At 60.1% G+C, this 13,226-nt stretch carries 4 protein-coding genes and 1 pseudogene; all 5 read right to left on the minus strand.

Annotated features, from left to right (window positions below; all coding sequences use genetic code 11):
- Window positions 1–39: 39 nt before the first annotated feature.
- Entirely contained in the window at window positions 40–4,935 is a 4,896-nt protein-coding gene (locus BLR16_RS05190; protein ID WP_074804857.1) for an NEL-type E3 ubiquitin ligase domain-containing protein, read from the minus strand.
- A gap of 120 nt (window positions 4,936–5,055) precedes the next feature.
- Window positions 5,056–6,177 (minus strand): beta-ketoacyl-ACP synthase III, encoded by a 1,122-nt coding sequence (locus BLR16_RS05195; RefSeq protein WP_003363473.1) that lies wholly within the window; start codon window positions 6,175–6,177, stop codon window positions 5,056–5,058.
- Between the two features lie 240 nt (window positions 6,178–6,417).
- Window positions 6,418–10,329, minus strand: coding sequence for an ATP-dependent RNA helicase HrpA (gene hrpA, locus BLR16_RS05200; protein WP_074804860.1), 3,912 nt, complete (start codon window positions 10,327–10,329; stop codon window positions 6,418–6,420).
- Between the two features lie 250 nt (window positions 10,330–10,579).
- A pseudogene (locus BLR16_RS05205) lies at window positions 10,580–10,885 on the minus strand (hypothetical protein); the annotation flags it as partial.
- 502 nt (window positions 10,886–11,387) lie between these two features.
- A complete protein-coding gene (fadD1, locus tag BLR16_RS05215; RefSeq protein ID WP_074804865.1) occupies window positions 11,388–13,079 on the minus strand; it encodes a long-chain-fatty-acid--CoA ligase FadD1 in 1,692 nt (563 codons plus the stop codon).
- Between the last annotated feature and the right edge of the window lie 147 nt (window positions 13,080–13,226).

The following is a 13,226-nucleotide window of genomic DNA, read 5'->3' on the forward strand; positions in this document are numbered from 1 at the left end:
GCAGGTTCCCCGATAGGCAGACAGGGTGAAGAATATCCCTTATTGAGCCGTCATGTTCACCGCCTGGGCAATCTGCCTGGAAAGAGTGATCGCGAATTCGTTGAGCGCCTGCTCACGCTGACGAGAGATCAGGCCAATCTGCTCGAGGTACTGCTGATCGGATCGCTGATCAGGCGGCAACTCATCCAGGGCCACCAGGCGCTGATTGAAAGGCTGCTTGACCGGCTCGAACTCCGGGGCGTAACGAATTTCCAGATAACTCATCCAGAATTCCCGGGCAATCATCGACTGGAAAAACTCAGGGGTGGCTTCGCGATCGATGATTTCGTTGTAAGCCGCCTGCAAATCCGCTTCGCTCACCTTGGCAATAGCGCGGAACCACATGTTTCGCGGCTGGCCCGGCAGCTCAAGCCGCACCTGCAGACCGACGCGGTAGGCCAGGCGTACTTCGGCCTCATCGACCGTTTCGCCGCTCGCCTGACGAAACGCTATATCGCGCAGGGCAATTTTCTCCACCTGGTCCAGACGGTCCAGACTGCGGGTCATCCTGAACAGCTCGCGTGGCTGCGCGGCCGCCGTCGTGGATGACATGATCGAGAAGATCTGGACGCGCACTTCCATATCGCCAAACACCATTGCCAGTCCATCACCACACGTCTGCGGGTGCGCGGCAACATCGAAGAGCTGGGCACGCAGCTCGGCGTTGACCGACGCCGATTCGATCATCGACCAGACTCGCGCAATCAGCTCATCGCAGTTACTTGAGAAGTCGGCCGATTGCGTCAGATCGCTCAGCATCTGAAAAAAATCCGTGGATCCGGCACAGGCGCGCAGGTCTTGCCACAGCCTTATGCGGGTATTTACCTGCTCACGATTCAGACCTGCAAGCCACGGCGCACTGCCAGGTCCGGCCTCGACCGGATTGCGACTCTGGCTGACACCCCACCGCGGGCGCAACCTACCCTCGCGAAACAGCCTGATGCGTTCCAGCGTGGGTGAATTCAACGGATTGCCGCTCAGATGCAGGTGCAGGCGCGAGGAACTGAGGGAGCGCTCGATGTTATCGAGTTCATCGATGGATATTTCCGAGATGCGATTGTCACGCACATCAATCCGAATCAGCTCGGACCGCACCCAGTTCCATGCCGGCAATGTTCGAATGCCCGTGCCACGCAAAAACAGTAGGCGCAATGAGTTCAATGCGTGGATGGGGACGTCCTCGCCGAGCGAGCAAAAGTTGAGGTCCAGAATCTCCAACCGGTTCAGGTTCTGCAACGCCGCGTTGGCGGACTCTGTCCAGATCAGCGGGTTGTGGCTGATGGACAGCTCTGCAAGCTGAGGCATTTGCCCTATCGAGGTCGGCAAGGATCGCAGATCATTGAAGTCCAGGCTCAGCGAACGCAGTCTGTTGAAGTTTTTCAGTAATGCATTCGCTTGTGGATCGGTAAGCTGCATGGTGCGGGCTTTCAGCACCGCCACATGGTCGAAGTTAGCCGTGATATCCGGGAGTTCTCCGATACGCAAGTTATCCAGATCGAGCGCATACCCTAAAAAGTCACCCTGAAAGTTTCGGCACTGAAAGCTCAAGCGTTTCCAGCAGTCGCGAATGCGCGTCGCGGCGACCTCCCTCGGTCTGCGCAACGAAGAAAAGGGCGTTTCCGCGACCCAGTTGTCCAGGGTAACTTGAAGCGTTCGCAATTCATCGGCGAGGCTGCTCAGTCTTTGCCGGACGAAAGTCGACAACTCCCTCGCCGGTCCGGTGTGTTCGGCGCGCAGCGTGCTCAGGAAGTCGGACACTTCTGCATCGGAAAAACCCGGGTACAGACTTCTTACCGCAAGCTCCGGCGAGTGCCTGGACGCGCCAATGCCCAAGCGACGAAAGAAACCCCGCAAGCGTCCACTCAGGGGGTAGCCAATACGGCCATGAGGCAAGCGTTGCGGCCACTTGATACCCGGCTTGATTGGCTGCAATTGCAAAATGGCAGCCATGCGCTCACGCCGTTCGACTGCCGTATTGCGCAACAGACTGCGCAGTTGCTGCTCATCCGCGCCAGCAGGCAGCTGAATGTCGAGGCGTATCTGTTCGGGAAGCGCCAGCAACAACGCCCTGAAAAATTGCTGATCGACTTCACCGAGCGGCTCACCTGAAGGATCGAAGCACTGAACGCCCGCTTCGGTGCTGACCAGCAGCCGGTGCACTGAGGCCTGATCGCTGTCGAGACTGGCGATTTCGTCGCCCTCCAGCGAATCTTTCAGCAGATCAATGGAAACATCACCTCGCCAGCCTGGCACGTACTGCAGCATGCCCATCCCCGCCGCCTGGGTGTCCAGATTGTCGGTTACTGCCCGATAGAAGCCTTCGTTGGCGCGGTTTATCCGCAGTTGCTGCTGATACTCGCGGGCATGCTCGGCAAGTGTCAGAGGAATGCGTTCTTCCGTGGTCATCCGCGCTTTGTCCGCGTCGCTGGCCATGCCGATGAGTTCGAGCGCCACGCTGCTCGGCAAGCTGCCGAAGTCGCGCTGTATCAGTTGAACATGCGGGTCGTCGCTGCGACCTTTGAGCGCCTGCACGTCATCCAGCAGGCACCCCAAGTGTGTCTGGGCGCAATCGGCCAGATAGCGTTTGAAGCCGCGCAGTTGAACGGCCTTGTCGGCACTGTCGCTCCCGGTCAAACGAGTGACTTCATCGGCGGGCAGACCTTCCAGCAACTGGCCGAGTACTTGACTGAGGTGCCCGGTCGGCCCTGTGACATGGGACGACAGCGTCATCTGCGATCCCACGTTCCAGGATTCCAGCAGCGCCCCTTGGGCGTCGATGAGTAACAGGCCGCGGGGCTCATGCCAGCGCGGTGACGACACCAGCAGTTTCAGCCACGGTTCAAGATGAGAAACATGGACCTCAGACACATCGGCGGCCTGAAGAGCATCGATGCAGACGTGCAGTTGCCGTTCTGTTTCAACGCGCTGAATGGCGTCCTTCAGCAAGGCCGGAGGCTGGAGGTTCTCGACATGTATCTGGCGCAGCAACGCCTCGTGGGTGCCGGTAATGCGCAGGACTTTCTGAATGTCCTCTTCCGGGAGTGCATGACAGGTCGGGTTGAGGCGTCTGAAAGCCGTTACCTCGTCCCAACCCATAGGGTTTTCCCATTCATGGCGCCAGGCACCGGCCCCATTGTGCTTGAGCTTCGGCGCGTAAGAACGCTCATTCAGCGGATGCCTGATGCGCCAGTTGGCGCCGGAGGCATCGGACTCGACGCGATACAGCTTGCCGTCGAGTGGCAGCCAGGTCCTGCCATCGTGCTCATAAAGTCCAAGGGCGTTGCTGCTCAGGTTGTCGGGCAACGAAACCGTATGCGCATAGGCGTCAATGCTCGGCTTGCCGAGACGTACGGCCCCGTCGACACGTCGCTGCACCAGGCTTTCGATGAACATCGAGGGTTGCAACCCGTTCACCGCGCCCACCACGCCGCCTACCAGCAACATCTGTGCAACGTTTTCGCCGATGTTGTAGACATGTTGCATGGCGTCTTCGACTTCATCGTGCTGCCAGTCCTCGTAAGCCACGAACGCTTCGCTGGCGAGCTGATAGAGGGCGACCACTGACATGATTTCACCCAGCACCGGCACAAAGAACCCGGCCACGTTGAGCAGGTTCATGCCATTGTTTTCAAGGCTTTCGATCAGTGAATCATGAGCCTGCTGGTCCACCTGCGCGGAAGGCACCGCGATAGCCTTTGAGTCGTCATAGGTTTTGGCCAGCAAATGGTCGTACAGCAGTTCGAATGGCGGTTTCGAAAACGGCTGTGCCTGCACGACCAGGTCGGCGTCGGGGTCCAGCTTGTGGTCCCCGGCGGGATACAGCCGTGCGTCCAGTTTGGTAAAAAATGCCGGAGCCTGGACAAGGCTGACGAAACGGCTGAAGTAGCGTCGATAGTGTTCGCTGCCCAACGCCGTCACCAGCCAGGCGTTGAAGGCCCGCAATGACTCGAACTGCTTGATCGGATGCGAGGGCTCGGAAGGCAGGTAGACCAGACAAGGACTGTCATCGGGCCTGGCGCCGTCCTGCTGTATCAGCAAGGCACCCTGTAACAGCGAGCCTGAAAACGTGTAGGTGTCGAGCAGGTGCAGTTGGCAATAGCGCACGCCCTTGCCATCCCAGCGGGGCTGGTCAACGGACTTCACCATATCCAGCAGGGTCTGGTACGCCGCTTCAGTGATATCGCCTTTCATCACGGCAATATGCGCAAGCACCTCGACGGCGGCACGCTCGCTGTCCATGAACGCGCTGGCAACCGCTTGCGCAGCCTGGCCTGGCGGCTTGAACACGCTGTCCAAGTGAGTCTGATACTGACGGCCCAGATCCAGCTCATGGCAAAAATCAGCGAACTGCTCAAGATCGATCGCCTGACGGTCCCGGTATTCCACCTTGTAGCGGCGCTGGGCGCTGTCGATCAGCCAGTAGCGCAGGCCACCTGTCCGCAGGATTGCCGAGTAGGGATTGAAGCGGCTTCTGTTGCTCGGAGCAAAGTTCTGCAGGGCCGCCTGGAGCAAGGTCTGCTCGAGCGGGGCGGGGTTCCAGGCGCTGTCGTAGCGCCAGGTCATCAGTTGAAAGGCTTCAACGTCCAGGTCGAGCTGGAAACGTTCGACAAACGCTTTCGACAGCAAGGGCGCTGCAAATTGCTGTGGCGATAACAGGCGGTCGCGCACCGGCTCCAGCGCCTGCGCGTAACGCCGTGCACTTTGCTGGCTGGCGTGCAGTGCCTGGCGCAGTGCCGTGGACGCACCCACATACCAGTCTGGCAAGTTGAGCCTGATGAATTCGGTGTTGGCGTGCTCCGCTTCGAACGGCGCCGCGTCCTGCGCTCGAGGCGTTACAGAGGCGTGCGCAATGGACGCTTCTATGGTTTCAAAGGGGTTGTAACGGAGGGTGAACATGGTCGATACCGCTAATGGCTTTGTGAATAGCCAATACGATAAAGACCCAAGGGCCTGCACATGACATAACGGGATATGACAGGTAGCGCCCGCCTCCGGAGCGCTACCCGTCGAACGCGATCAGCGCTTGCGCAGAATCACGCTGCCGATCGAATAACCGGCGCCAAACGAGCTGAGTACCGCCAGCGCGCCTTGCGGCAAGTCATCCTGATAGGTGTGAAACGCAATCACCGAACCCGCCGAGCTGGTATTGCCGTAGGTGTCGAGAATCACCGGCGCCTCTTCGACCGTAGCGTCGCGGCCCAGCAGCTTCTTGACGATCAGATGGTTCATGCTCAGGTTGGCCTGATGCAGCCAGAAGCGTTTGACGTCAGTGATGTTGATGCCGTTATCCTGCAAATGCGCAGCGACCAGCTCGGCGACCATCGGGCACACCTCGCGAAACACCTTGCGGCCTTCCTGCACGAACAGCTTGTCCGGCGCATTCTGGCCCTCGTCCGAGGTACGGTTGAGGAAACCGAAATTGTTGCGGATGTTGTTGGAGAACTGGGTCAGCAGGCGGGTGCTGACGATATCGAACTGGTAAGGCGAGGTTGCCAGGTCGGCGCGCTCGACCACCACGGCAGTGGCGCCGTCACCAAAGATGAAGTGGCTATCACGGTCACGGAAATTAAGGTGTGCGGTGCAGATTTCCGGGCTGATCACCAGCAAGGCGCGGGCCTGACCGAGTTGCACACTGTTGCAGGCTGCCTGAATGCCAAAGGTGGCCGAGGAACAGGCCACGTTCATGTCGAAGCCGTAACCGGCGACACCCAGCGCTTGTTGAATCTCGATGGAGATCGCCGGGTAGGCCCGCTGCAGGTTGGAGCAGGCAACGATTACACCGTCGATATCGGCAGCGGTTTTGCCCGCGCGTTGCAGCGCCTGTCTGGCGGCAGCTACACCCATCTCACAGAGGATCGACCATTCGTCATTGCTGCGCTCCGGCAGGTTGGGCTTCATGCGCTGCGGATCGAGAATGCCCTCCTTGTCCATGACGAAGCGGCTTTTGATACCCGAAGCCTTTTCGATGAAAGCGGCGCTGGATTCACTCAGCGCCTGCACGTCGCCACGTTCGATAGCGGCGGCGTTATCGTTGTTGAACTGTGCAACATAGGCATTGAAAGACTGCACCAGCTCTTCGTTGGAGATGCTGTTGGCCGGGGTAAACAGGCCTGTGCCGCTGATGACGACGTTGTGCACGGTCGTTCCTCTCTTATTGAGTTGCAGGTAATGACCTGCTCAGGCACGGCAATTGAAGGCCCACTGTTTTTGGGACCAACGTACCAGTGCGACTGTAAAAGCTGCCCGTAACAGGGAGCAGCATTTCATGACACGGTGAAGACAGGCGCGGAGTGTGCCACAGAGCCCGGTTTTGGCGCTATCGGGCCAATGAATATAGGCACGATAGACGCCTTTTACTGGGTGACAGGAAGCAGTGGATCAGCTCTCCACCTGACTCCACTGCTTGCTCAACCGTTTGTCCGACACCGGCATTTTGGTGCCCAGTTGCTGGGCGAACAGCGAGACGCGGTATTCCTCCATCCACCAGCGGTACAGCGCCAGCTCCGGGTCACGCTTGCCCTCTTGAGCATGCTTGTCGGCGCGTGTCTGATATTGCGTCCACAGACCTGCCAGCTCGATGCTCCATACCCTGTCCTTCTGCACCTGAGCCGGGAGTTTTTCCAGGCGCATCTCGATAGCCTTCAGGTAACGCGGCAGCTCCTTGAGCCATACCGCCGGGGTCTCGCGGACGAATCCGGGGTACACCAGCTTGCTCAGTTGCGCCTTGATATCGTTGAGCGCCACCGCTTGGGACAGGTCGATCTTGCCTTTGAAGCGCTTTTGCAGACCGTGCCACAGCTTGAGGATTTCCAGCGTCAGCTTCGCGAGCCGCTCGGCATGCTCGGTCCAGTCGGCGCGCTTGCGCTCAGCCAGTGACAGCAGGCCGGCACCGTCGCGCGGTAACTCGGTTTCACCTTCCAGCACGCAACTGTCGAGGCTGGCCAGTAGAATGTCTTCGATCAACGCATCGATGCGCCCCAGTTCGCGATGCAGCAAGGCCAGCTCGGTCTGCCCCGGCAATTTGTTGCGCAGAAACTTGGCGGGTTCGGCCAACTGCTGCAACAGTAAACGCTGCAAGGCGCGGCGATGCTGGTATTCGGCCTCGGCCTGAGTCGAGAACCGGCCTTCCTTGACCGCGCCGCCCTCTTCGACCAGCGCCGGATAGACCGTCATCGACAGCCCGGCGATGTTCTGCTGGGTTTTCTGCGCCACCGCTGCGAAGGCCTTGGCCTGCACCGGCTGCTGGCTTTTTGCGGTTTGCGGCACGGCCAGCGCGGCCTGGCTCGCCTCGGCAAAGCGCGCCGTCAGCTCGGCCAGATCACGTCCCTCACCAAGAAACTTGCCGCTGCCATCGACGATTTCCAGGTTCATCTTCAGGTGGCCTTCAAGCTGCTGTGCCGCCTCGGCCCAGGCTTCGTCGCTGACCCGTACGCCGGTCATGCGCAGCAGCTCACGACCCAGCGCCTGAGGCAACGAGCCCTCGCCGAAAGTAATGCGCTGCAACGCCGCCTTGATGAAATCCGGGACCGGCACGAAATTCTTGCGTACCGCCTTGGGCAGGTTGCGGACCAGCGCGATGCATTTGGTCTCGAGCAACCCCGGCACCAGCCACTCGAGACGCTCGGCAGGCAGCGACAGCAACAATGGCGCGGGAACGCGCAAGGTCACGCCGTCACGCGGGTGGTTGGGTTCGAAGTGGTAGCTCAGCGACAGGCTCAGGTCGCCCAGACGCAAGGTATCCGGGTATTGCGCGGCGGTGACTTCGCTGGCCTCGCGAGCCAGCACGTCCTCTTCGCGCATGATCAGCAGCTGCGGATTCTTCTGGCTTTCGGTCTTGTACCAGCTGTCGAAGGTGGCCGTCTGATGAATCTCGGCAGGGATGCGTGCTTCATAGAAGCTGTACAAGGTGTCTTCGTCAGCCAGAATATCGCGGCGTCGAGCCTTGGCTTCCAGCTCGTCGAGCTGCTCCAGCAAGCGGGTATTGGCGCTCAGGCACTTGGCCCGCGACAGGATATCGCCACGCACCAGGCCTTCACGAATGAACAGCTCGCGCGAAACCACCGGGTCGATGGGGCCGAAATGCTCAGGGCGACGGCCCACCACGATCAGGCCGAACAGCGTGATCTGTTCGAACGCCACAACCTGCCCGCGCTTCTTCTCCCAATGCGGCTCGAAATGATTTTTCTTGATCAGGTGGCCGGCCAGCGGCTCGATCCAGTCCGAGTCGATCTTGGCGACCATGCGCGCGTACAGCTTGGTGGTTTCCACCAGTTCGGCGGTCATCAGCCACTGTGGACGCTTTTTGCCCAATCCGGAAGACGGATGAATCCAGAAGCGCCGCTGCCGTGCCCCGAGGTAATCGCCCTCGTCGGTCTTTTGCCCGATCTGACTCAGCAGACCGGAAAGAATGGCCTTGTGGAATTTCGGGTAATCGGCCGGCTCCTTGTTGACCGTCAGTTGCAGGTCGCGACAGATCAGACTCAATTGCCGATGGGAATCGCGCCATTCCCGCAGGCGCAGGTAATTCAGGAAATTGCGCCGGCACCAGTTACGCAGCGGGCTGGCGGTCAGGGTCTGGCGCTGCTCTTCGAAGCCGCGCCATAGATTGACCATCCCGGCGAAGTCCGAGTCGGCGTCCTTCCATTGCGCGTGGGCCTGATCCGCGGCCTGCTGACGCTCGGGCGGGCGCTCGCGCACGTCCTGTACCGACATGGCGCTGGCGACGATCAGCACTTCCTGCAGGCTGCCCTGCTTCGCTGCTTCCAGCAGCATGCGGCCCATACGCGGGTCCACCGGCAGACGCGCCAGTTGACGGCCCAGCGGGGTCAGCTGATTCTCACGGTTGACCGCCGAGAGCTCCTGCAACAGGTTGAAACCGTCGCTGATCGCCTTGCCGTCCGGCGGTTCGATGAACGGGAAGTCGGTGATCTCGCCCAGGCGCAGGTGCAGCATCTGCAGGATGACCGCAGCCAGGTTGGTGCGCAGGATCTCGGGGTCGGTGAATTCCGGCCGACCGTTGAAATCCTCTTCGCTGTACAGACGCACGCACAGGCCGGGTTCGACCCGTCCACAACGGCCTTTGCGCTGGTTGGCGCTGGCCTGCGACACCGCCTCGATCGGCAGGCGCTGGACCTTGGCGCGATAGCTGTAGCGACTGATGCGCGCCGTACCGGTGTCGATCACATAACGGATGCCTGGCACGGTCAGCGAGGTTTCAGCGACGTTGGTGGCCAGTACGACGCGACGACCGGGGTGTGACTGAAAGATACGCTGCTGCTCGGCCGGCGAGAGGCGCGCGTAAAGCGGCAGAATCTCGGTATGCCTGAGCTGCGCCTTGCGCAGCACTTCGGCGGCATCGCGGATCTCGCGCTCGCCGGGCAGGAACACCAGCACATCGCCTGGGCTCTTGCGCTCGCTGCGCTCGAAGGCCGCCAGTTCGTCCAGCGTGGCCAGAATCGCCTGATCGACGGTCAGGTCCTCTTCAACGCTGTTGCCGTCTTCGTCCTGCTCGCTGGTCAGCGGGCGATACCAGACGTCCACGGGGAAGGTACGCCCGGACACTTCGATCACCGGCGCATCGTTGAAGTGCTCGGAAAAGCGCTGCAGGTCGATGGTCGCGGAGGTGATGATGACTTTCAGGTCCGGACGACGCGGCAGCAGGGTTTTCAGGTAACCCAGCAGGAAGTCGATGTTCAGGCTGCGTTCGTGGGCTTCGTCGACGATGATCGTGTCGTAGCGCTCAAGAAAGCGATCATGCTGGGTTTCAGCCAGCAGAATACCGTCGGTCATCAGTTTGATCAGGGTATTGCTGTCGCTCTGGTCCTCGAAACGCACCTGATAGCCGACCAGTGCGCCCAACGGTGTGCCGATCTCCTCGGCAACCCGGCTGGCCACGCTGCGAGCGGCGATCCGGCGCGGCTGGGTATGACCGATCAGACCGTGCTGACCGCGACCGATTTCCAGGCAGATCTTCGGCAACTGGGTGGTCTTCCCGGAGCCGGTCTCGCCGGCAATGATCAGCACCTGGTGCTTGAGCAGCGCCTCCTTGATCTCGTCACGCTTGGCCGCAATGGGCAGGTTATCGTCATAACGAATCGCCGGCACACTTTCACGCCGCGCCGTGACCTGCGCACAGGACGCCTGCACCCGCGCAACCCACTGCGCCAGCTTCGCCTCGTCGGGCTTTTTGCGCAGGTCGTGCAACTGACGGCGCAGACGATGACGTTCGCTGATCATCGCTTGGTCGAGGTTTTTCAGAAGTTGGTCGATAGAGGGCGATTCGTCGGTCATCAGGCGCGCAGGGTCTTTTTTCAAATGGCAGGTGCGGATTGTCGCAGATTGTGGCGGGTCGTGACGAATGGCCTGAGTGTCAGGCTATCCATTGCGGTCATGGTTTGCGGCAGCAGTGCTCAATCACAATAAAGTATGAGGTACTCCATTCCTGACGCTTCGCGCCCTTTTTGCGACGCAGAGCGTCGAGAACTGCATTCCCACGCTGGAGCGTGCGGAACGATAATCTCAACTATCGTGCAGCGCTCCGCGTCGCCCCGGAGCCGGTCTCGCCGGCAATGATCAGCACCTGGTGCTTGAGCAGCGCCTCCTTGATCTCGTCACGCTTGGCCGCGATGGGCAGGTTATCGTCATAACGAATCGCCGGCACACTTTCACGCCGCGCCGTGACCTGCGCACAGGACGCCTGCACCCGCGCAACCCACTGCGCCAGCTTCGCCTCGTCGGGCTTTTTGCGCAGGTCGTGCAACTGACGGCGCAGACGATGACGTTCGCTGATCATCGCTTGGTCGAGGTTTTTCAGAAGTTGGTCGATAGAGGGCGATTCGTCGGTCATCAGGCGCGCAGGGTCTTTTTTCAAATGGCAGGTGCGGATTGTCGCAGATTGTGGCGGGTCGTGACGAATGGCCTGAGTGTCAGGCTATCCATTGCGGTCATGGTTTGAGGCAGCAGTGCTCAATCACAATAAAGTATGAGGTACTCCATTCCTGACTCTTCGCGCCCTTTTTGCGACGCAGAGCGTCGAGACCTGCATTCCCACGCTGGAGCGTAGGGAACGATAATCGCAACTATCGTGCGGCGCTCCGCGTCGCATGCCGTTCCGGACGCTGCGCGTCCTCTTGCGACGCAGAGCGTCGAGAACTGCATTCCCACGCTGGAGCGTAGGAACGATAATCGCAACTATCGTGCGGCGCTCCGCGTCGCATGCCGTTCCGGACGCTCTGCGTCCTCTTGCGACGCAGAGCGTCGAGAACTGCATTCCCACGCTGGAGCGTAGGAACGATAATCGCAACTATCGTGCGGCGCTCCGCGTCGCATGCCGTTCTGGACGCTCCACCCTACTTCTTCACACCCAGCTTCTTCAATTCCTCGTCACGCAGCTCGCGACGCAGGATCTTGCCGACGTTGGTGGTTGGCAGCACGTCGCGGAATTCGACGCTGCGTGGCACTTTGTAGCCGGTCAGGTTGGCGCGCATGTGCTCCATGACCTTATCCTTGGTCAGGGTCACGCCCGGTTTGGCCACCACGAAAACCTTGATGGTTTCGCCCGATTTTTCGTCCGGTACGCCGATGGCCGCGCATTGAAGCACGCCGGGAAGTGTCGCCAGTACGTCTTCCAGTTCGTTGGGGTACACGTTGAAACCGGAGATCAGGATCATGTCTTTCTTGCGATCGACAATCCGGATGTAGCCATCAGGCTGAATGATCGCGATGTCGCCGGTCTTCAGCCAGCCTTCGCTATCGATCATTTCATCGGTCGCTTCCTGGCGCTGCCAGTAGCCCTTCATGACCTGCGGCCCCTTGATGCACAGCTCGCCGGTTTCACCGAACGCCAGCTCGTTGCCCGCATCGTCGATGACCTTGCACAGGGTCGACGGTACGGGAATGCCGATGCTGCCCATCTGCACGTTCTGAGCGGGATTGACCGTGGCCACCGGGCTGGTCTCGGTCATGCCATAGCCTTCGCAGACCTGGCAGCCCGTCACCTGCTTCCAGCGCTCGGCGGCGGCCTGCTGCAGGGCCATGCCACCGGACAAGGTGACTTTCAACGCCGAGAAATCGAGGTTGCGGAAGCCTTCGTTATTGCACAGGGCCACGAACAGCGTGTTAAGGCCGACAAAGCCGCTGAACTTCCATTTCGAAAGCTCCTTGACCATGGCCGGCAGGTCACGCGGGTTGCTGATCAGGATGTTGTGATTGCCAAGCAGCATCATCGCCATGCAATGAAAGGTGAAGGCATAGATGTGATACAGCGGCAGCGGCGTGATGATGATTTCACAGCCTTCGCCCAGATTTGACGCCATCAGCGCGCGGCATTGCAGCATGTTGGCGATCAGGTTGCGGTGCGTCAGCATTGCCCCCTTGGCCACCCCGGTGGTGCCGCCGGTGTACTGCAGCACGGCAACATCGGCGCTGCCGGGCGACACGTCGGTCACTGGCTGACCACGGCCCTTGCCAAGCACATCGTTGAATTTGATGGCCTTGGGCAAGTGATAGGCCGGGACCATCTTCTTCACGTACTTGATGACGCTATTGATCAGCAAGCGCTTGAACGGCGACAGCATGTCGGCCACTTCGGTGACAATCACCTGCCTGATCTGCGTCTTGGGTACGACCTTCTCGGCCAGGTGGGCCATGTTTGCCAGACACACCAGCGCCTTGGCACCGGAGTCGTTGAACTGGTGTTCCATTTCCCGCGCGGTGTACAGCGGGTTGGTGTTGACCACGATCAGCCCGGCGCGAATCGCACCAAAGACGGCAATCGGGTACTGCAATACGTTGGGTAGCTGCACGGCGATACGGTCACCCGGCTGCAGGTCGGTATGTTGCTGAATCCAGGCGGCAAACGCGCCGGACAGCTCATACAGCTCGCCGTAGGTGATGGTCTTGCCCAGGTTGCTGAACGCCGGCTTGTCGGCGAAGCGCTGGCAGGACTGCTTCAGGACCGCCTGGACGTTAGGGTACTCGTCGGGGTTGATATCGGCAGGGATACCGGACGGGTACTTGTCCTTCCAGAAGTTATCAATCATTCAGTCGGCTCCGTAGCGATAGCGAATTCTTCACATCGCCTGAAGCGATGATTTTCTTGTGCTTGGAATTATGCAGTAGACGCTTTTTCGCTTTATGACTGATCAAAAAGCGCGCCGAGAGTAGCAGCTTTGCCAAAGGCCGACTAG

Origin of the sequence: Pseudomonas sp. BS3767 (assembly GCF_900099665.1) — a bacterium.
Taxonomy (GTDB): Bacteria; Pseudomonadota; Gammaproteobacteria; order Pseudomonadales; family Pseudomonadaceae; genus Aquipseudomonas; species Aquipseudomonas cerasi.